Here is a 19,621-nt window from a genome sequence, read left to right as displayed (position 1 = left end):
AAATATTCTGGAGCCGGTATGAATCCCCTCTTCGATGCCATTGTTTCTGCCCATCAGCAACTGCGCCCTCAGGTGCGGGTCACGCCATTGGAGCGCAGCGTACTGCTTTCTCAGCAATTGGGCTGCGAGCTGTATTTGAAATGCGATCACCTGCAGCACACCGGTTCCTTTAAATTTCGCGGCGCCAGCAACAAGCTGCGGCTGCTGGATAACGAGCAACGCCGGCGCGGCGTGATCGCCGCCTCAACCGGCAACCACGGCCAAGCGGTCGCCCTGGCGGGGTACCTGATGGGGGTTGGCGTCACGGTTTATGCGCCAGAGACGGCCGCGAGCATCAAGCTCGACACCATTCGTGCACTGGGCGGCACCGTGGAATTGGTGCCGGGCGATGCGCTGAACGCCGAACTGGCGGGGGAACAGGCCGCACGCGAACAGGGAAAAACCTATATCTCGCCGTATAACGACGAGCAGGTGATCGCCGGCCAGGGCACCTGCGGCATGGAGCTGGTTGAACAACTCACCGATCTGGACGCGGTGTTCGTGGCGGTGGGCGGCGGTGGCTATATCGCAGGTATCGGCACCGTTCTGCGGCAACTGTCGCCGAACACGCAGCTTATCGCCTGCTGGCCGGAAAACGCCACCAGCCTGTACAGCGCGTTGGAAGCGGGCCATATCTTCCCGGTGGAAGAGCAAGAAACCCTGTCCGACGGCACCGCCGGCGGCGTCGAGCCGGGCGCCGTGACCTTTCCGCTGTGCCAACAGCTGATCGACCGCAAAGTGCTGGTTAGCGAGGCAGAGATCAAACACGCTATGCGCCGGATAGCCGCCAGCGATCGCTGGATTATCGAAGGCGCGGCCGGCGTGGCGCTGGCGGCGGCGATCAAACTGGCGCCGGAATACCAGGGTAAAAAGGTGGCGGTGGTACTGTGCGGCAAGAACATCGTGCTGGGGAAATACCTCAAGGCCATCGCCGATGCACATCCTTAATCGGCAGCAAATCCTCGCCGCGTTCGACGCCGAGACCATAACGCCGCTGCTGAAGCAGGGTTTTATCGCCTACTCGCAACAGCGAGTGCAACAACCGCCGGTGCAGCATTTCCTGTTCGAGCGTGCCGCCGGCGACTGCTGCATCAAGTCCGCCTGGCTGGAAGGTGACGAACTGTTCGTGGTCAAGATCTCCGCCGGTTTCTATCGCAACGCCGAACACGGCCTGCCGAGCAATCAGGGGCTGGTGATGGCGTTCTCCGCCCAGACCGGCGAACCGCAGGCGCTGCTGCAGGATGAAGGTTGGCTGACCGCGCTGCGCACCGCCCTGGCCGGCCGCATCGCCGCCGAGCTGTGCGCGCCGCCGCATATTCAGGCGATCGGCATGGTCGGCACGGGTCTGCAGGCGCGGCTGCAGCTGCAATGCCTGAAACCGGTGACCGATTGCCGAGACGTATGGGTGTGGGGACGAGACGAACAGGCGCTGGCGGCGTATCGGCGCGATGCCGAAGCCGAGGGTTTTCGGGTGCGGGTTACGCAGAATGCGGCGGAACTGGCAGCGCACTGTCGGCTGATCGTGACTACCACGCCCAGCCGCGAACCGATATTGCAGGCGGCGGATATTCGGCCCGGCACGCACATCACCGCCGTGGGCGCCGACGCGCCCGGCAAGCAGGAACTGGCGACCGATTTGGTGGCCAACGCAGACGCGCTGCTGGTCGATGCCCTGACGCAGTGCGCGGACTATGGCGAGATCGCGACGGCTTATCGGCAAAACAGGCTGATTTCAACGCCAATCGTCGAAATGGGCGCCGTCTTGGCGCAGGGAGGGCGGGTACGACGCGAGCCGCAGCACATCACCATCGCCGATCTCACCGGCTTGGCGATTCAGGATCTGCAGATCGCCAAAGGGGTGTTGGCGAAAGTATAAAGGGGCGCCGCAGCGCCCACGCGTTATCAGGCGTTGAGCACGAACTTCTCGATAGCGCGCGCCACGCCGTCCTCTGTATTGGCGCTGGTGACAAACTGCGCCACCGCTTTCAGTTCGGGAATGGCGTTGCCCATCGCTACGCCGACGCCGGCATATTCGATCATCGCCGTATCGTTGGCCTGATCCCCCAGCGTCATGATGTTTTCCCGCGCCACGCCCAAATGCTCGGCCAGCATTCTCACCCCGGCGCCCTTATCGACGTTCTTGTGCAGGATCTCGAGGAAATAAGGCGCGCTTTTCAGGATGGTATAACGCTCGCGCGTTTCCGCCGGGATGCGCGCGATAGCGCGGTCCAACAGCTCCGGCTCGTCGATCATCATCACTTTAGGGAAACGCATCTGGCGATCCATCTCTTCCACGCTGCGGTATTTCAGCGGAATACCGGTCATTTCCGCCTCGTGTATGGTGTACTTGCCGATATCCTTGTTCGGGGTATACAGGGTATCGAAATCAAACGCCTGGTAGTGAACGCCGAACTCGCGCGCCATCTGCTCAAAGTGCAGATAATCCTCAAAGCCCAGCGTTTCTTGCAGAATGCAGGCGCCGTCAACCGCACGCAGCACCAGCGCGCCGTTATAGGTGATACAGAAATCGCCGGGGCCCTGAATGTCCAACTGGCGCAGATAATCCTGCACGCCGACATAAGGCCGCCCGGTGGCCAACACCACGTGCACCCCTTTGCGCCGCGCCGCCGCGATAGCCTGCTTTACCGCCGGCGTGATTTGGTGCTGCGGATCCAGCAACGTGCCGTCCATGTCGATCGCAATCAGTTCAATAGCCATTCAACGCTTCTCCCAGTGGTTTTTTCCCATGCTAACGCGTTTCAGCCTCGGCTGTCAGCGCCAAAAAAGGCGCAAAAAAAATCCGCGCGGGTCGCCCGGCGCGGATTTTCACAGCCATTAACGCATCAGATATCGATGTTCGCCGCTTTCAGGGCGTTTTCTTCGATAAAGGCGCGGCGCGGTTCAACCGCATCGCCCATCAGCGTGGTGAACAGCTGATCGGCAGCGATGGCATCCTTGACGGTCACGCGCAGCATACGGCGGCTTTCAGGATCCATGGTGGTTTCCCACAGCTGCTCCGGGTTCATCTCGCCCAGACCTTTATAACGCTGCACCGACAGGCCGCGGCGCGACTCTTTCACCAGCCACTCCAACGCCTGCTCGAAGCTGTCTACCGGCTGACGGCGTTCGCCGCGCTCGATGAACGCGCCCTCTTCGACCAGCCCGCGCAGCTTCTCGCCCAGCTGACAGATCTTGCGGTATTCGCCGCCGTGGATGAAGTCGAAGTCCAGCTTATAGTCGGTATCCACGCCGTGGGTGCGGATGCGCAGCGCCGGCTCGAACATCTGGCGCTCGCGGTTCTCGAAGATAACGAAGTCATAGCTGCTGCCGTGCTGCTCTTTGTCGTTCAGCGCCTGCACCAGCGAAGCAATCCAGGTTTTCACCTTGGCTTCATCGCTGAGATCGCCTTCGTTCAGCGTCGGCTGATAGATCAGGCTGTTCAGCAGCGCGCGCGGGTAGCGGCGCTCCATGCGGCCGATCAGCTTCTGCACGCCATAGTGCTCAGCCACCAGTTTTTCCAGCTGTTCGCCACCCAGCGCCGGTGCGCTGGCATTGGTGTGCAGCGTAGCGCCGTCCATCGCAATAGCGATCTGGTACTGATCCATCGCCTCGTCATCTTTGATGTACTGCTCTTGCTTACCTTTCTTCACCTTGTACAGCGGCGGCTGTGCGATGAACACGTGGCCACGCTCGATGATTTCCGGCATCTGGCGATAGAAGAAGGTCAACAGCAGCGTACGGATGTGCGAACCGTCGACGTCGGCATCGGTCATGATAATGATGCTGTGATAACGCAGCTTGTCCGGGCTGTACTCGTCGCGGCCGATGCCGCAACCCAGCGCGGTGATCAGCGTCGCCACTTCCTGCGAGGAGAGCATTTTGTCGAAACGCGCTTTCTCGACGTTGAGGATTTTCCCCTTCAGCGGCAAGATAGCCTGGTTCTTGCGGTTGCGCCCCTGCTTGGCAGAGCCGCCCGCGGAGTCCCCTTCCACTAGGTACAGTTCGGACAACGCCGGGTCGCGTTCCTGGCAGTCCGCCAGCTTGCCCGGCAGGCCGGCCAGATCCAGTGCGCCTTTGCGGCGGGTCATCTCACGCGCTTTACGCGCCGCTTCGCGCGCGCGCGCCGCGTCGATGATTTTGCCGACCACGATTTTCGCGTCGCCTGGATTCTCCATCAGGTAATCCACCAGCTTCTCGTTCATCAGCGTTTCAACCGCGGTTTTCACCTCGGAAGAGACCAGCTTGTCCTTGGTCTGAGAAGAGAACTTCGGATCCGGCACCTTCACCGAGACCACGGCGATCAGGCCTTCACGTGCGTCATCGCCGGTGGCACTGACCTTGGCCTTCTTGCTGTAGCCTTCCTTCTCCATGTAGCTGTTCAGCGTACGGGTCATCGCGGTACGGAAACCGACCAGGTGCGTGCCGCCGTCGCGCTGCGGGATGTTGTTGGTGAAGCAGTAGATGTTTTCCTGGAAACCGTCGTTCCACTGCAGCGCCACTTCCACGCCGATGTCGTCTTTCACGGTCGAGAAGTAGAACACGTTCGGGTGGATCGGGGTTTTGTTCTTGTTCAGGTACTCGACAAACGCCTTGATGCCGCCTTCGTAATGGAAGTGGTCTTCACGGTCGGTACGCTTGTCCTTCAGGCGGATAGACACGCCGGAGTTGAGGAAGGACAGCTCGCGCAGACGCTTGGCCAGAATGTCATACTCGAACTCGGTCACATTGGTGAAGGTCTGGTGGCTCGGCCAGAAGCGCACCATGGTGCCGGTCTGCTCGGTTTCGCCCACCACGTTCAGCGGCGCCTGCGGCTCGCCGTGGCTGTAAGTTTGTTCGTGCACTTTGCCTTCGCGGCGGATCACCAGCTCCAGTTTCTCCGACAGGGCGTTAACCACCGAGACGCCCACGCCGTGCAGGCCGCCGGAAACTTTATAGGAGTTGTCGTCGAATTTACCGCCGGCGTGCAGCACGGTCATGATGACCTCTGCGGCTGAAACCCCTTCTTCAGGGTGAATGCCGGTCGGAATGCCGCGGCCGTCATCCTGCACCGATACCGAGTTGTCGGCATGGATGGTGACCTGAATGTCACTACAGTGGCCCGCGAGCGCTTCGTCGATAGCGTTGTCCACAACCTCGAATACCATGTGGTGCAGACCGGTGCCGTCATCGGTATCGCCGATATACATGCCCGGGCGCTTGCGCACCGCATCCAGCCCTTTTAATACCTTGATACTTGAGGAGTCATAAGAATTCGACATCAACGTTTCTCGCTCATTTTAGTCCTGTGGTTGAACCTCTATTTTACCCTGTTCCACGCGGAACATCTTGCCCTTTTCACCGGCCATGTCGGTCACTTGTTCAGCGCTGACTGCGCTGACAAAAACCTGGGCCTGGGTGGCTTTCAGGCGATCGGCCAGCAACCGGCGACGGCCGGTGTCCAGCTCGGAGGCAAAATCATCAATCAGATACAGGCAACGCCGCCCGCTCTGCCGGGTGAGAAACTCACCCTGCGCCAAGCGCAACGCGCACATCAGCAGCTTAAGCTGACCGCGCGATAACAAATCCTCTACCGGCGTGCCGTCGGCACGAATGCGAAAGTCCGCTTTATGCGGCCCCACCGCGGTATAGGTCAACGCCCTGTCGCGCTCAAACTGGCGCTCCAGCAGCTCGCCGTAGTCGCTCTCTTTGTCCCAGCCGCGTTGGAAGGAGAAGCTCAGGCCGAATTCAGGCAGAAACTGCGCACAGGTCGCGGTGATATCCGCGGCGATCGCGTCGCTGTATTCCGCCCGCCATTCGCTGATGCGCTCCGCGAGCGGGATCAGTTCCTGATCCCAAGCGCGGATCTGCGCATAGCGACTCACCTGGCGCAGCGCGGCATTGCGCTGCTTCAGTAACCGTTTCAGGTTGCTCCAGGCGGTGAAAAAACCGGGTTCGTTATGAAAACAGCCCCAGTCCAGGAAGGCGCGCCGGAATTTCGGCCCGCCGTTCAGCAGGGTAAAACCTTCGGGGGTGATCAGCTGCATGGGCAGCAGCTGCGCCAGCTCGGCCACCTTGTGGCCGTCGCTGCCATCGATGCGTACTTTGCTGTCACCCTGACGGCTCTTACTCAATCCTACCGACAGCTCGCGCTCCGCACCTTCGATGCGGCCATGCAACACGAACTCCGGTTGGTCGTGGCGAATCACCCGACCAGCCTGCAGGCTGCGAAAGGCACGGCCGTGGCCGAGCGTATACACCGCTTCCAGCACGCTGGTCTTGCCGCTGCCGTTGGCGCCAACCAGGAAGTTGAATCCCGGCGCTAGCGCCAAATCCGCCGCCTCGATATTGCGGAAGTCTTTAATCAATAAACGCGTCAGAGCCATGCAATCTCTTTACCGATGACGGTGCTGTAATTCAAGGTAACGAGACTACAACCGCATTGGCATGACAACGTAGGCCGCCGCCTGGCTGGCGCCGTCTTCGATCTGCACGCTGGAGACCGAGTCGGTCAACAGCAGGCGCACGTCTTCACACTTGAGCGCGTTCAACACGTCCAGCACGTAGCTGACGTTGAAACCGATCTCCATCTCCGCGCCGTCGTAGCTGACGTCGAGGATCTCTTCCGCCTCTTCCTGCTCCGGGTTGTTGGCGGTGATCTTCAGCTGGTTCTGGCTGACGTACAGCCGCACGCCGCGGAATTTCTCGTTCGAGAGAATGGCCGCGCGGGCAAACGCCTGCTTGAGCAGATCGCAGCCGGCTTCCAGCGTTTTATCCGGGTTCTTCGGCAAGACGCGACGATAGTCCGGGAAACGGCCGTCAACCAGCTTGGACGTGAAGATGAAATCGCCGACGTGGGCGCGGATGTTGTTGCTGCCGATCTGCAACTGCAGCAGCGAATCGCCGCCGTCCAGCAGGCGCACCAGCTCCATCACCCCTTTACGCGGCACGATCACCGAATGCGACGGCAGCTGCTGGCCGATCGGCATCGAGCACACCGCCAGGCGGTGGCCGTCGGTCGCGACGGTGCGCAGCTCTTCGCCTTCGGTTTCAAACAGCATGCCGTTCAGGTAGTAACGCACGTCCTGATGGGCCATCGAGAACTGGGTAGCTTCGATCAGGCGCTTCAGCGTCGCCTGCGGCAAGGTAAATTCCACCTCGCTCTGCCAGTCATCCAGGTTCGGGAAATCCGCCGCGGGCAGCGTAGACAGTGAGAAACGGCTGCGGCCGGACCGCACCAGCATGCGCTCGCTCTCCAGCGTGACGGCGATCTCCGCCCCTTCCGGCAGGCCACGGCAGATATCAAAGAATTTGCGCGCAGGCACGGTGGTCGCGCCCGGCTCATGCGGTTGGGACAGGGCGACGCGCGCCACCATCTCCATCTCCAGATCGGTGCCAGTCAGCAGCAGGGAGCCTTCCGTCACCTGCAACAGCAGGTTGCCCAGGATCGGCAAGGTCGGGCGGCCGCCCAGCGGGCTGCTCACCTGTTGCAGCGGTTTTAGCAGATGCTCACGTTCAACGATAAATTTCATAGCGCTATGAAGATAATGTTCTGATTAAATTGGAGAAATCTTCTTTGATGTCGTGACTTTCCTCACGCAGCTGCTCGATCTTCCGGCAGGCGTGCAACACCGTGGTATGGTCGCGGCCACCAAACGCATCGCCGATTTCCGGCAGACTGTGGTTGGTGAGTTCCTTCGCCAGCGCCATCGCCATCTGGCGCGGGCGGGCAACGGATCGCGAACGCCGCTTGGACAGCAAATCCGCGACTTTAATCTTGTAATACTCCGCCACCGTCTTTTGGATATTGTCGATGGTGACCAGCTTTTCCTGCAGCGCCAGCAGATCGCGCAGCGCTTCGCGCACGAAATCAATGGTGATAGCCCGGCCGGTAAAGTTGGCGTTGGCGATCACGCGGTTCAATGCCCCTTCGAGCTCACGCACGTTGGAACGCAGGCGCTTGGCGATGAAGAACGCCACTTCGCCCGGCAGGCGAATGTCGTTTTCGTCGGCCTTTTTCATCAGGATCGCCACGCGGGTTTCCAGCTCCGGCGGCTCGATCGCCACCGTCAGCCCCCAACCGAAGCGGGACTTCAAGCGATCTTCCACCCCGTTGATCTCTTTAGGGTAGCGATCCGAGGTCAGGATGATCTGCTGATTGCCTTCCAACAGGGCGTTAAAGGTATGAAAGAACTCTTCCTGCGAACGCTCCTTGTTGGCGAAAAATTGGATGTCATCGATAAGTAAGGCGTCGACCGAACGGTAGTAGCGCTTAAACTCTTCGATGGCATTATTTTGCAACGCTTTGACCATGTCCTGCACGAAGCGTTCCGAGTGCATGTAGACCACTTTGGCGTTGGCCTTGCGCGCCATGATGCCGTTGCCGACCGCGTGCAGCAGGTGAGTTTTACCCAGGCCGGTACCGCCATACAGGAACAAAGGGTTGTAGGCGCCGCCCGGATTGTCCGCCACCTGGCGAGCCGCCGCGCGCGCCAGCTGGTTGGACTTACCCTCGACGAAGTTGTCGAAGGTGTGTTTAGGATTGACGTTGGAGCGGTAAGAGAGCTCGGGCTGCGCCGCCGCGTTGTCCCAGCTCGGGCGCAAAGGTGCAGCCGTACGCGCCGCCGGGGCCGCAGGGGCGCTGCTGACGCTGGCGGTCACGGTCTGGCTGATCACCTGCGTGATCGGCTTGCTGCCGACTTCAAAACGCAGCAAAGGCGCGTCCGTGCCGCAGAAATCATTCAGCAGACCATTGATGTTGTTTAAGTACTTATCGCGAACCCAATCCAGCACAAAACGGTTAGGCGCGTACAGCGCCAGGGTGTTGTCACTCAGTTCCGCCTGCAATGGGCGAATCCACATACTAAATTCTGTGGCAGGTAACTCATCCTGCAATCGGGCAAGACACTGCTGCCAAAGCGAAAGTGACACGGCGGACTCCACTCGAACAAGATCAATAAAGAAAAGAAACGGGCAACTTTTTTATAACTCATGATTTTTGACACATACCCGGCATCGGCTGTTTGCCTGTGGGGGATGCGAACCGCCTTTCACGGTTTGTGTCCCTCACGATCCCGGCATGAGGGATCGCGATCGGAATGACGGATCATAGCGCAATCCGAGCAAGAGATCCTCCCCTTCCTCACAGATTAGATCCATTTTATCCACAGGTCGCGGCCGGCGGCGATCTTTTCACCGCCAACGCCGAATGACCGCGCAGATCCCGGCCGCTGCGCCGCGTTTTTTACATTGTCAACCGGTTATACCCTGTTATCCACGTCGGATCCTGGGATCGCGCGCAAAGGATCTCACGGGGATCCTTGCGATTTCACCCCGAGTCCGTATAATCTTCGCCCTACGTGTGATACCTGGTTCCTTATGGTGCGTCATTAGCCAGACAGGATTCTGCGGTGACCACGGGCCAAGACCGGATTTTGTTCCGTTATTGGCAGACAACCAGGTAGGCTGGCGCGATGCGAATTGACTCAGGACTGTACAATTATTACAATCCCGCTTCTTTATGTATTGCGATTGAGGCGTCGGTCATCTTCACGCCGAGTAGCCAAACGCGTTTACTGATCAGTAATTATTTTAAGTTTAGGTAGAAATCGCTATGAAACGCACTTTCCAACCGTCCGTATTGAAGCGCAACCGTAGCCACGGTTTCCGTGCTCGTATGGCCACCAAAAATGGTCGTCAAGTTCTGGCCCGCCGTCGTGCGAAAGGCCGTGCTCGTCTGACTGTTTCTAAGTAATAAAGCTAACCCGCTGAGTGGTTAAGCTCGCTTTTCCCAGGGAGTTACGTTTGTTAACTCCCACTCATTTCACTTTCGTCTTCCAGCAGCCACAACGGGCTGGCACGCCGCAAATCACCATCCTCGGCCGCCTGAACCAGCTGGGGCATCCCCGCATCGGTCTTACCGTCGCCAAAAAACACGTCAAACGCGCGCACGAGCGTAATCGGATCAAACGCCTAACCCGCGAAAGCTTCCGCTTGCGTCAGCACGAATTACCGGCGATGGATTTTGTCGTGGTGGCCAAAAAGGGGATAGCGGATTTGGATAACCGCGCGCTGACGGAAGCTTTGGATAAATTATGGCGTCGCCACTGTCGCCAGGCTCCCGCATCCTGATCGGGCTGGTGCGGGCCTATCAGCTCGTCATCAGTCCGCTGCTAGGGCCTCGTTGTCGCTTCCAGCCGACATGCTCTCATTACGCAATTGAGGCATTAAGCAGGTTTGGCATGATAAAAGGCAGTTGGTTAGCATTGAAACGCGTATTAAAATGCCACCCTTTGAACCCAGGTGGCGATGATCCGGTGCCGCCAAAAACCGACGATAACAGAGAACACTAACGATGGATTCGCAACGCAATCTTCTCCTCATCGCTCTGCTGTTCGTGTCTTTCATGATCTGGCAGGCATGGCAAACGGACAATGCTCCGCAGCCGGCCGCACAGACCACGCAACAGACTTCGAACGCAGTAGCCGGTGATGCCGCCAGCCAGGCCGTGCCAGCCAGTGGTCAGGGTAAGCTGATTACCGTGAACACCGACGTGCTGTCACTGACCATCAACACCCGTGGTGGCGATATCGAGCAGGCTAAACTGTTGGCCTACCCGGATACCCTGGGTTCATCGACTCCGTTCCAACTGCTGGAAACCACTCCGTCGTTCGTCTATCAGGCACAAAGCGGCCTGACCGGTAAAAACGGCCCGGACAACCCGGCCAACGGCGAGCGCCCGCTGTATCAGGCGGCGCAGGACAGCTACACCCTGCCGGAAGGCCAGGACGAGCTGCGCATCCCGCTGACCTACACCGATAAAGACGGCGCGATCTACACCAAGACCTTCGTGCTCAAACGCAATCACTATGCGGTCGGCGTGGATTACAGCATCGACAACAAAGGCGCGACGCCGCTGGAGCTGACCCTGTTCGGCCAGCTGAAGCAGACCACCGAATTGCCTAAGCACCGCGACACCGGCAGCAGCAACTTCGCGCTGCACACCTTCCGCGGCGCGGCGTACTCGTCCAGCGAGGACAAGTACCAGAAATACGCGTTCGACAAAGACGAAAACCTGAGCGTCACCACCAAAGACGGTTGGGTCGCCATGCTGCAGCAGTACTTCGCCACCGCGTGGGTACCGGCGACCAAGGGTGACAACACCTTCTACACCGCCAAACCGGGTGACAACCTGTCCACCATCGGCTTCAAATCTACCCCGGTCGTGGTGCAGCCTGGCGCTCAGCAGCAGCTGAACGCGACCCTGTGGGTCGGCCCGGAGCTGCAGGACCAGATGGCCCAGTTGGCGCCGCACCTGGACCTGACCGTGGATTACGGCTGGCTGTGGTTCATCTCCCAGCCGCTGTTCAAACTGCTGAAGTTCATCCACGGCTTTATCGGTAACTGGGGCTTCTCCATCATCATCATCACCTTCATCGTGCGCGGCATCATGTACCCGCTGACCAAGGCGCAGTACACCTCGATGGCGAAAATGCGCATGCTGCAGCCGAAGCTGCAGGCGATGCGCGAGCGCATCGGCGATGACAAACAGCGCATGAGCCAAGAGATGATGGCGCTGTACAAGTCGGAGAAAGTGAACCCGCTCGGCGGCTGCCTGCCGCTGATCATTCAGATGCCGATCTTCCTGGCGCTGTACTACATGCTGATGGGCTCGGTCGAGCTGCGCCACGCGCCGTTCGCCCTGTGGATCCATGACCTGTCGGCGCAAGACCCGTACTACATCCTGCCAATCCTGATGGGCGTGACGATGTTCTTCATTCAGAAGATGTCGCCAACCACCGTGACTGACCCGATGCAGCAGAAAATCATGACCTTCATGCCGGTGATCTTCACAGTGTTCTTCCTGTGGTTCCCGTCCGGTCTGGTGCTGTATTACATCGTCAGTAACCTGGTGACCATCCTGCAGCAGCAGCTGATTTACCGTGGTCTGGAAAAACGCGGTCTGCACAGCCGCGACAAGAAAAAAAGCTAAGCGTATTGTAGGGGTTCGGCGCGCCGACCCTTGCAGTCACCCCAAAGGCGGTCATTAGACCGCCTTTTTGCATCTTAATCGTCAGAGAGAACCGTTATGAGCACCACCGATACCATCGTTGCCCAAGCCACCCCGCCGGGACGCGGCGGCGTCGGCATTCTGCGCATTTCCGGAAGCAAGGCCAAAGACGTCGCCCAGGCGTTGCTCGGCAAGCTGCCGAAGCCGCGCTACGCTGACTATCTGCCGTTCCGCGACGCCACGGGCGCCACCCTCGATCAGGGCATCGCGCTGTGGTTCCCGGGGCCGAACTCCTTTACCGGCGAAGACGTGCTGGAACTGCAGGGCCACGGCGGGCCGGTGATCCTCGATCTGTTGCTCAAGCGTGTGCTGGCGCTCCCTGACGTGCGCATCGCACGGCCCGGCGAGTTCTCCGAGCGCGCATTTCTCAACGACAAACTCGATTTGGCGCAGGCCGAAGCGATTGCCGATTTGATCGACGCCAGCTCCGAGCAGGCGGCACGTTCGGCGATGAACTCGCTGCAGGGCGCGTTTTCCACCCGCATCCACCAGCTCGTGGAAGCGCTCACTCACCTGCGAATCTACGTGGAAGCGGCGATCGACTTCCCGGACGAAGAAATCGACTTCCTGTCCGACGGTAAAATCGAGGCGCAGCTCAACGACGTAATGGCGGATCTGGACAACGTGCGCGGCGAAGCGCGCCAGGGCAGCCTGCTGCGCGAAGGGATGAAGGTGGTGATCGCCGGGCGCCCCAACGCAGGTAAATCGAGCCTGCTCAATGCGTTGGCCGGGCGCGAGGCGGCGATCGTGACCGATATCGCCGGCACCACCCGCGACGTCTTGCGCGAACATATCCATATCGATGGCATGCCGCTGCACATCATCGACACCGCCGGCCTGCGCGATGCCAGCGACGAAGTAGAGCGTATCGGCATCGAACGTGCGTGGAACGAGATCGAACAGGCCGACAGGGTACTGTTTATGGTTGACGGCACCACCACCGCCGCCACCGAGCCGGCGGCGATCTGGCCGGAGTTTATGGCGCGCCTGCCAGGCACGCTGCCGATTACCGTGGTACGCAACAAGGCCGACATCACCGGTGAAACGCTGGGTCTGACAGAAGTGAATAACCACTCACTTATTCGCCTGTCGGCCCGCACCGGCGAAGGCGTCGATGTGCTGCGCGATCATCTTAAACAGAGCATGGGCTTCACCAGCAATATGGAAGGCGGCTTCCTGGCGCGCCGTCGCCACCTGCAGGCGCTGGAATTGGCGGCACAGCACCTGGTGCAGGGTAAAGAACAGTTAGTGAGCGCTTACGCGGGGGAGCTGCTGGCCGAGGAACTGCGCCAGGCGCAGCTGGCCCTGAGTGAAATCACCGGCGAATTCACCTCCGACGATCTGCTGGGCCGTATCTTCTCAAGCTTCTGTATCGGGAAATAATCGACTGCGAGCGCCGTATCCTACTCGGCGCCCGCATGTTACTTCTCCCGGCGGCATCAAAACTCACCTAAGCTTATCTCATCAATTTTGCTGCGTGAGAGATAAGCTTACATGAACGAACCTTTAGACTTGATCGGCGTGGGATTGGGGCCTTTCAATCTCAGTCTGGCCGCTCTGGCCGCCGAAAGCGGCGCCGTCAATTATACCTTTCTCGATCGTAACGCCAGCTTCCGTTGGCATCCCGGTATGCTGCTACCCTCAGCTTATATGCAAACCTATGTACTTCAGGATCTGGTTACCGCCGTCAGCCCACGCAGCCAATTTTCATTTATTAATTACTTGGTCGAACAGAAAAAAATTTATCGTTTTTTAATCACCGAGCAGCAAATTATCAGCCGGGAAGAATTTTCCGACTACCTGAGTTGGGCCTGCGAAAGGTTAGACGGGCTACAGTTTTCACAGTCCGTAGAGCGTATTGATTTCGACGATGAAAAAGGTTTGTTCAAGGTATGTACCCACAACCAGACCCTGTGGGCGAAAAATATCTGTCTGGGTACCGGACATGACCCTTGGTTGCCGGAAGCATTTTACCCGGCGCTGGGTGAAAACTGCATGCATGCCGCCGAAATAGCCCTGCGCAATCCAGACTTCAGCGGCAAGCGAGTTATGGTGGTGGGCGGCGGCCAAAGCGGCGCCGATGTTTTTTTGAACGCGTTGCAGGGACACTGGGGCGAGCCGGCACAGCTGGATTGGCTCTCGCGTCGTCCCAATTTTCAGCCGCTGGACGACTCCCCCTTCACCAACGAATATTTCACTCCTGAATACGTCGACTATTTCTATACGCTGCCGGCCGAGATCCGCGCACGTGAAATCAAAACACAGAAATTGCCGGCAGACGGCATCAGCAATCATACGCTGCGAACCTTGTACCGTGAGCTTTATATGCGTTTTGACGTGATGCGCCAGACACGCAATGTGCGTTTACTGCCCCATCGTACTCTACTGACCGTCGAATCAATGGATGAGGCTTTTCACCTGCGCACGCTTCACGGTCTGGAAAATCGCCGGGAAAGTTTCAGGGCTGATATCGTCATTCTCGCCACCGGTTATCGCGCCTCTCTGCCCGCGTACCTGAAACCCTTGGTGCCGCGCATCCCGCTCGATTCGAAGCAGCATCTACCGCTGCTGCCGAATTTTAATCTTGAATGGCTCGGGCCGGAGCAAAATCGAATTTATGCGGTAAATGCCGGGATACACAGCCACGGCAGCGCAGAAGGCGGACTGAGCCTGATGGCCTGGCGTTCAGCGCGCATCCTCAATCACTTGCTGGGCAAGCCATACTTTGATTTGGCACCGAACGCATCAATGATCCAATGGTGGAGCGATGCCGCGTCGGACGATACCTCTTCCATCGTTAATAAATAGGATAATCCGCATAGTGTTTTTTGATGATAAATCCTCAACTTAGTCTTAATCTAACACCCCTGCGTTCTTAGCGACCCTCTGTCATGGAGTGAACAATGGCGTGTCATTTTGCCCGATGGACCCCGGCCTCCGCTGTCCTGGATACCCAGAGACTCTCCGACGAAGTGATAGCCGCCACCCGCACCTTTTCCGTTAAGCGCCGCACGCGCTACCTGCAAGGGCGCATTCTGCTCGCCGAAATGATGTTCTACCTATACGGCTTGCCGACGCTCCCCCCTATAGCCACCACGCCGACCGGCCGCCCCTGTTTCGCCGATCATCAGCTGCCCGATTTTAGCCTCGCCTACGCCAGCAACACCGTGGGTGTACTGCTTAGCGACGAGGGCAAGGTCGGACTGGATATCGAAGTGATGCGGGCGCGCGGCACCCGGCAAAGCGCGCTGCAACACGCGCATCAGACACCGGCGGAAAGTGCCTGGATCGGTGCGCAGGACGATCGGCTGGAGGCAGAAACTCAGCTGTGGAGCATCCGGCAAAGCGTGCTGAAAATTTCCGGCCTCGGTAACAGCGGCCAGTCTACGCTGCGTCTGCATCCCTTCTCCGGCCACCTGCGCTCCAGTGCCACGCCGGACGTTCAGGTGATGAGCGACGCCGACGAATACCTGAGCTGGGCCTGCGCCGGCAGCCCTGGGCTGGATCGCCTGCTGTGCTGGCGCTACGAAGAGCGCGGTGGACTGCACAAAGACGGGGAAATCTCACCGCGCAGCCCGGCGGCGTCCTCGCGCTTCGTTAAACTGACGGGCCTGAAGACGCCCGGTTAACGCGGCGCAAAGCGGATAACGCTGTCTTTACCGCTCGAGTCGCTGGATTAAATTGTAAAGACAGCTAAATGTTGAGCAATCGCCTATTCTCGACCCGCGCTTTAGCCTACTATTCGCCCATGTTGTACGCTGAATCTGCTCATTCGAAAGGGAGAATCATCATGTCAGACCAAGCCTTAAAAATCGTCACTCTGCTCGGCAGCCTGCGTAAAGGCTCTTACAACGCCATGGTAGCCCGCGCCCTGCCAGGGCTGGCTCCGCAGGGCGTCACCATTGAAGCGCTACCATCCATCCGCGATATCCCACTGTACGACGCCGACATGCAACAGGGTGAAGGCTTCCCTGCCGCTGTCGAGGCGATCGCCGAACAGATCCGCCAGGCCGACGGCGTGATCATCGTCACCCCTGAATATAACTATTCCGTGCCCGGCGGGTTGAAGAACGCCATCGACTGGCTGTCTCGCTTGCCGAATCAGCCGCTGGCCGGCAAGCCGGTCGCCATTCAAACCAGCTCGATGGGGCCGATCGGCGGCGCGCGCTGCCAATACCATCTGCGCCAGATCCTGGTATTCCTCGATGCGATGGTAATGAACAAGCCTGAGTTTATGGGCGGCGTGATCCAGAGCAAGGTCGATGAACAGGCCGGTGAACTGAGCGATCAGGGAACGCTGGACTTCCTGACCGGCCAGCTGTCCGCGTTCAGCGATTTTATTCGCCGCGTGGAGTGACCGTCTCGCGGCGCCCACCGGGCGCCGCAACAGGACATGAAGTCCGTCAATTCATTGAAAATTAAAGCCATAGCATCATGTATTTTTTCATTTTAGCGTTATTTTTTGTTTCCATCACCAGTCCCGCTTTCGCCGCAGACATGCGTTATCCCGCCGGTGAAGAACCGCTGGAGCTGCCGGCACACAGTGCGCTCAACGCCCAGCTGTCGCGATCCGCGCAAAACCAGGAAGACAAAAAGCTGGGCGCCATGTCGCTGTACCTGACGCTGATGCGCGAAGACGGCCGCAATGTCTGGGCGCCCTACCAGTTGGCGGTGTCGTCGGCAGAGAAAGGGCAAACCGAGCTGGCGGAACGCTACCTGCAGCTGAGCGCCGACCGCGGCCTGTGGTACTACTACAACCTGCTGGAGGACGACGCCTTCAACAGCATTCAACATTCCGCCACCTACCAATCCATTTTGGCCGCCACCAAAGCGCGCTATCTGCAGCACGCTCGCCGCTATGAAGGCAAAGCCAGCTACGCGATGCCGGACGGCGAAGCGCCGCCCGAAGGCTGGCCAACGGTGATCTTCCTGCATACCTACGGCAAAGCCGCCGCTATCAGCCCCGAAGAACGGCTGCTGTTCGGCGAAATGGGCGTAGCCTACATCGAGATCAACGGCACGCAGATGCTGTCGGAAAACAGCTTCCGCTGGTCGAATTACAGCGATGAGAGCACCCAAACCGCCATTCAGCGTACGCTGCAACAGCTGGCTCCGCAGCTAAAGCTGAATACCCAACGGATTTACCTCAGCGCCCGCGGCCAGGGTGCACTGCACGCCGCCAACCTGATCGCGAAGTACCCGCAGTTTTACGCCGGCGCGCTCCTGATCGCCCCCAACGGGGAGATCAAGCCGGCCCAGCAGTCGCTGGCGGCGCAAAAGAAAATCGTGATGGCGTATTACGATCGGCAGAACTTCAGCGAGCAGGCGCTGGCGTTGCACTTCGCCAATCTGTTTGGAGAGGATAACCAGGTAGAGACGCTGCACTTCGCCCAGGGCGAGGATGCCGCCGGCAGTTGGCAGGCGCGCTTCAGGCGGCCGTTGCAGTGGGTGTTGGACCAGGCGCCGGACGCGACGCCGGGAGTCTAGCGTTCAGGGCCGACAGACGTCGGCCCTTTGGCTGTCAATGGCCGTCGACAAAGACGATTTTCAGTACGAACAGCAGCGCCACCACCACCACGCACGGGCTGATTTCACGCCAGCGGCCGGTGCCGAGCTTCATCACGCAGTAGGAGATAAAGCCGAGCGCGATACCTTCGGTGATCGAGAAACTGAACGGCATCATCACCGCGGTGACAAATGCCGGTACCGCTTCGGTCAGATCGTCCCACTTCACCCGCGCCAGGCTGGAGGTCATCAGTACACCGACATAGATCAGCGCGCCGGCGGCAGCGTAAGCCGGCACCATACCCGCCAACGGCGACAGGAAGATCACCAGCAGGAACAGCAGGCCAGTGACCACCGCCGTCAAACCGGTGCGGCCGCCGACGGCGACGCCGGACGAGCTTTCGATGTAAGCGGTCACGGAAGAGGTACCCGCCAGCGAACCGGCCACTGAGCTGATGCTGTCAACGTACAACGCCTGCTTCATACGCGGGAATTTGCCCTGGTTGTCGGTCAGGCCGGCTTTATCGGTAACGCCGATCAGGGTGCCGGAAGAGTCGAACAGGTTCACCAGCATAAACGAGAAGATAACCCCGGCCAGCCCGATGTTCAGTGCGCCGGCCACGTCGACCTGGCCCACCACCGAGGTGATACTCGGCGGCAGGGAGAACAGGCCACCGTATTTCACGTCGCCCAGCATCCAGCCGATCAGGGTGGTGACCACGATCGACACCAGCACCGCCGCGTGGAAGTTACGCGAAGAGAGCACGGCGATGATGAAGAAGCCGAGCGCCCCCAGCAGCACGTTGTGCGAGGTCAGGCTGCCGATGGTCACCAGCGTGTCCGGGTTAGCCACCACGATGCCGGCGTTTTTCAGCCCCATCATGCCGATGAACAGACCGATGCCGCTGGTAATGCCGACCCGCAGGCTGACCGGAATGTTAGCGATCATCCAATAGCGAATGCGGAAAATGGTCAGCAACAGCAGGCCGACCGCCCCCCAGAAGATGGCGCCCATGCCCACCTGCCAGGAGATGCCCATCGCGCCGACCACCACGAAGGCGAAGAAGGCGTTCAGGCCCATCGCCGGCGCCAGCGCCACCGGCAGGTTCGCCAGCAGGCCCATAAAGATGCTGCCGAAGGCGGCGATCAAACAGGTGGTGACAAATACCGCCTGGGTATCCATGCCCGCCGCGCCCAAAATTTGCGGGTTAACGAACACGATATACACCATGGTGAGAAAGGTGGTGATACCGGCAATCGTTTCCGTACGCGCCGTCGTGCCATGTTGCTTGAGTTTAAACACGCGCCCAAGCAAGCCTTGCTCAGCGTCAAGGCCAGATACTGGTTTGGTCATTATCAGAATTCCGAAAATGGGAATGGACAGTCGCCGGCTATCCTATAACAAAAAGTGGGGCTTTTGATGTCGGTCACAGGTTTTTTTCGCCGTCTTTACGGCTAAACGCGTCAACGGCTTGTATTTACAGGCATTCATCCCCCTTGCCGCCCACTGCGTTGCCGTTTGCCGGCACGGCCGATAAAATGGCCTATCGCCCCTCTATCCCTATCCGTTAAAAACAGGAATCCGCATGTCTTCGACCTTTATCGATAAGCTGGCGTTGATCGCGCTGAAAGATGACAAAGTGGCGCTGGTGCGCTCACACAATAAGACGCTGTTTTATATGCCGGGCGGAAAGCGCGAAGCGGGCGAAACCGACGAACAGGCGCTGTGCCGCGAAATCGACGAAGAGCTGACCGTTGCGCTGCTGTCGCAATCCATCGCGTTTTACGGCGAATTCACCGGCCCGGCGGACGGCAAGCAGGACGGCACCCAGGTGCGCATTCGCTGCTACCAGGCCGACTTTACCGGGCAGCTGCAGCCGGCCGCCGAAATCGCCGAGCTGAAGTGGTGCGACAGTCGCGATCTGCCGCAGTGCTCACACGTCGCCGCGCTGATTTTGCACGATCTCAAGGCGCGTAACCTGATCAAGTGATCGCTGAGCGGCCTCAGCGGCGTTAACCCGAAGGAACCTG

At 59.3% G+C, this 19,621-nt stretch carries 18 protein-coding genes; 12 read left to right on the top strand and 6 right to left on the bottom strand.

Translation table 11 applies throughout. The annotated features are described in order from the left end of the window. Positions 1 to 18 precede the first annotated feature (18 nt). Positions 19 to 987 carry a threonine/serine dehydratase gene (locus tag BVU99_RS22180; protein ID WP_099816904.1) on the top strand — a complete coding sequence of 323 codons (969 nt, stop codon included), beginning with the start codon at positions 19 to 21 and terminating at the stop codon, positions 985 to 987. Continuing rightward, positions 974 to 1,915 (top strand): ornithine cyclodeaminase family protein, encoded by a 942-nt coding sequence (locus BVU99_RS22175; protein ID WP_025304761.1) that lies wholly within the window; start codon positions 974 to 976, stop codon positions 1,913 to 1,915. Before BVU99_RS22180 ends, BVU99_RS22175 begins: the two co-directional genes overlap by 14 nt. 26 nt (positions 1,916 to 1,941) lie before the next feature. Here the strand turns inward: BVU99_RS22175 and yidA are convergent, their stop codons facing one another. The 5 genes from yidA to dnaA all read right to left on the bottom strand — a co-directional run bounded on the left by yidA (position 1,942) and on the right by dnaA (position 8,946). Continuing rightward, positions 1,942 to 2,757 (bottom strand): sugar-phosphatase, encoded by an 816-nt coding sequence (gene yidA, locus BVU99_RS22170; protein ID WP_025304760.1) that lies wholly within the window; start codon positions 2,755 to 2,757, stop codon positions 1,942 to 1,944. A gap of 125 nt (positions 2,758 to 2,882) precedes the next feature. After that, the gene (gyrB, locus tag BVU99_RS22165; protein WP_025304759.1) at positions 2,883 to 5,297 is read right to left on the bottom strand and encodes a DNA topoisomerase (ATP-hydrolyzing) subunit B; all 2,415 of its coding nucleotides are present in this window, start codon (positions 5,295 to 5,297) and stop codon (positions 2,883 to 2,885) included. 18 nt (positions 5,298 to 5,315) lie between these two features. Further along, positions 5,316 to 6,401 (bottom strand): DNA replication/repair protein RecF, encoded by a 1,086-nt coding sequence (recF, locus tag BVU99_RS22160; RefSeq protein WP_025304758.1) that lies wholly within the window; start codon positions 6,399 to 6,401, stop codon positions 5,316 to 5,318. Between the two features lie 45 nt (positions 6,402 to 6,446). Further along, a complete protein-coding gene (gene dnaN, locus BVU99_RS22155) occupies positions 6,447 to 7,547 on the bottom strand; it encodes a DNA polymerase III subunit beta (protein WP_004933892.1) in 1,101 nt (366 codons plus the stop codon). Positions 7,548 to 7,551: 4 nt separating this feature from the next. After that, positions 7,552 to 8,946 (bottom strand): chromosomal replication initiator protein DnaA, encoded by a 1,395-nt coding sequence (gene dnaA, locus BVU99_RS22150; RefSeq protein ID WP_071826153.1) that lies wholly within the window; start codon positions 8,944 to 8,946, stop codon positions 7,552 to 7,554. A gap of 682 nt (positions 8,947 to 9,628) precedes the next feature. Between dnaA and rpmH the strand changes: the two genes are divergently transcribed. The 9 genes from rpmH (at position 9,629) to BVU99_RS22105 (ending at position 17,572) form a co-directional block, all read left to right on the top strand. Beyond that, positions 9,629 to 9,769 (top strand): 50S ribosomal protein L34, encoded by a 141-nt coding sequence (gene rpmH / locus BVU99_RS22145; RefSeq protein ID WP_000831330.1) that lies wholly within the window; start codon positions 9,629 to 9,631, stop codon positions 9,767 to 9,769. A 17-nt stretch (positions 9,770 to 9,786) separates the two neighbouring features. Next, a complete protein-coding gene (rnpA, locus tag BVU99_RS22140; RefSeq protein ID WP_004933883.1) occupies positions 9,787 to 10,146 on the top strand; it encodes a ribonuclease P protein component in 360 nt (119 codons plus the stop codon). Then, positions 10,110 to 10,367, top strand: coding sequence for a membrane protein insertion efficiency factor YidD (yidD, locus tag BVU99_RS22135; protein ID WP_004933881.1), 258 nt, complete (start codon positions 10,110 to 10,112; stop codon positions 10,365 to 10,367). The genes rnpA and yidD overlap by 37 nt, the downstream gene beginning before the upstream one ends. A 2-nt stretch (positions 10,368 to 10,369) precedes the next feature. Then, positions 10,370 to 12,007 (top strand): membrane protein insertase YidC, encoded by a 1,638-nt coding sequence (gene yidC, locus BVU99_RS22130; RefSeq protein WP_025304756.1) that lies wholly within the window; start codon positions 10,370 to 10,372, stop codon positions 12,005 to 12,007. A 96-nt stretch (positions 12,008 to 12,103) separates the two neighbouring features. Next, positions 12,104 to 13,468: a tRNA uridine-5-carboxymethylaminomethyl(34) synthesis GTPase MnmE gene (mnmE, locus tag BVU99_RS22125; RefSeq protein ID WP_025304755.1), complete on the top strand. Its 1,365-nt coding sequence runs from the start codon at positions 12,104 to 12,106 to the stop codon at positions 13,466 to 13,468. A gap of 111 nt (positions 13,469 to 13,579) precedes the next feature. Further along, positions 13,580 to 14,893, top strand: coding sequence for a SidA/IucD/PvdA family monooxygenase (locus BVU99_RS22120; protein WP_099816903.1), 1,314 nt, complete (start codon positions 13,580 to 13,582; stop codon positions 14,891 to 14,893). 95 nt (positions 14,894 to 14,988) lie between these two features. Next, positions 14,989 to 15,714: a 4'-phosphopantetheinyl transferase superfamily protein gene (locus BVU99_RS22115; protein WP_025304753.1), complete on the top strand. Its 726-nt coding sequence runs from the start codon at positions 14,989 to 14,991 to the stop codon at positions 15,712 to 15,714. Positions 15,715 to 15,875: 161 nt separating this feature from the next. Beyond that, the gene (locus BVU99_RS22110; RefSeq protein WP_025304752.1) at positions 15,876 to 16,442 is read left to right on the top strand and encodes an NADPH-dependent FMN reductase; all 567 of its coding nucleotides are present in this window, start codon (positions 15,876 to 15,878) and stop codon (positions 16,440 to 16,442) included. A gap of 77 nt (positions 16,443 to 16,519) precedes the next feature. Beyond that, positions 16,520 to 17,572, top strand: a complete 1,053-nt coding sequence (locus BVU99_RS22105; protein ID WP_025304751.1) for a hypothetical protein — start codon at positions 16,520 to 16,522, stop codon at positions 17,570 to 17,572. Positions 17,573 to 17,606: 34 nt separating this feature from the next. On the opposite strand, the gene BVU99_RS22100 is transcribed toward BVU99_RS22105, so the two are convergent. Then, entirely contained in the window at positions 17,607 to 18,944 is a 1,338-nt protein-coding gene (locus tag BVU99_RS22100) for an NCS2 family permease (RefSeq protein WP_004933851.1), read from the bottom strand. Positions 18,945 to 19,176: 232 nt separating this feature from the next. Here BVU99_RS22100 and BVU99_RS22095 point away from each other — a divergent pair, with 232 nt between their 5' ends. Then, positions 19,177 to 19,581: an NUDIX domain-containing protein gene (locus BVU99_RS22095; RefSeq protein ID WP_016929609.1), complete on the top strand. Its 405-nt coding sequence runs from the start codon at positions 19,177 to 19,179 to the stop codon at positions 19,579 to 19,581. Positions 19,582 to 19,621 lie beyond the last annotated feature (40 nt).

Source organism: Serratia sp. OLAL2 (assembly GCF_002752475.1).
Taxonomy (GTDB): Bacteria; Pseudomonadota; Gammaproteobacteria; order Enterobacterales; family Enterobacteriaceae; genus Serratia; species Serratia bockelmannii.
This window is presented reverse-complemented; position numbering and strand designations above follow the sequence as displayed.

What these genes read in the sequence shown, in the direction of transcription:
- BVU99_RS22180 (WP_099816904.1), top strand. Translation starts at nt 19, where the DNA reads ATGAATCCCCTCTTCGATGCCATTGTTTCTGCCCATCAGCAACTGCGC.
- BVU99_RS22175 (WP_025304761.1), top strand. Translation starts at nt 974, where the DNA reads ATGCACATCCTTAATCGGCAGCAAATCCTCGCCGCGTTCGACGCCGAG.
- yidA (WP_025304760.1), bottom strand. Translation starts at nt 2,757, where the DNA reads ATGGCTATTGAACTGATTGCGATCGACATGGACGGCACGTTGCTGGAT.
- gyrB (WP_025304759.1), bottom strand. Translation starts at nt 5,297, where the DNA reads ATGTCGAATTCTTATGACTCCTCAAGTATCAAGGTATTAAAAGGGCTG.
- recF (WP_025304758.1), bottom strand. Translation starts at nt 6,401, where the DNA reads ATGGCTCTGACGCGTTTATTGATTAAAGACTTCCGCAATATCGAGGCG.
- dnaN (WP_004933892.1), bottom strand. Translation starts at nt 7,547, where the DNA reads ATGAAATTTATCGTTGAACGTGAGCATCTGCTAAAACCGCTGCAACAG.
- rpmH (WP_000831330.1), top strand. Translation starts at nt 9,629, where the DNA reads ATGAAACGCACTTTCCAACCGTCCGTATTGAAGCGCAACCGTAGCCAC.
- yidD (WP_004933881.1), top strand. Translation starts at nt 10,110, where the DNA reads ATGGCGTCGCCACTGTCGCCAGGCTCCCGCATCCTGATCGGGCTGGTG.
- yidC (WP_025304756.1), top strand. Translation starts at nt 10,370, where the DNA reads ATGGATTCGCAACGCAATCTTCTCCTCATCGCTCTGCTGTTCGTGTCT.
- mnmE (WP_025304755.1), top strand. Translation starts at nt 12,104, where the DNA reads ATGAGCACCACCGATACCATCGTTGCCCAAGCCACCCCGCCGGGACGC.
- BVU99_RS22120 (WP_099816903.1), top strand. Translation starts at nt 13,580, where the DNA reads ATGAACGAACCTTTAGACTTGATCGGCGTGGGATTGGGGCCTTTCAAT.
- BVU99_RS22115 (WP_025304753.1), top strand. Translation starts at nt 14,989, where the DNA reads ATGGCGTGTCATTTTGCCCGATGGACCCCGGCCTCCGCTGTCCTGGAT.
- BVU99_RS22110 (WP_025304752.1), top strand. Translation starts at nt 15,876, where the DNA reads ATGTCAGACCAAGCCTTAAAAATCGTCACTCTGCTCGGCAGCCTGCGT.
- BVU99_RS22105 (WP_025304751.1), top strand. Translation starts at nt 16,520, where the DNA reads ATGTATTTTTTCATTTTAGCGTTATTTTTTGTTTCCATCACCAGTCCC.
- BVU99_RS22100 (WP_004933851.1), bottom strand. Translation starts at nt 18,944, where the DNA reads ATGACCAAACCAGTATCTGGCCTTGACGCTGAGCAAGGCTTGCTTGGG.
- BVU99_RS22095 (WP_016929609.1), top strand. Translation starts at nt 19,177, where the DNA reads ATGTCTTCGACCTTTATCGATAAGCTGGCGTTGATCGCGCTGAAAGAT.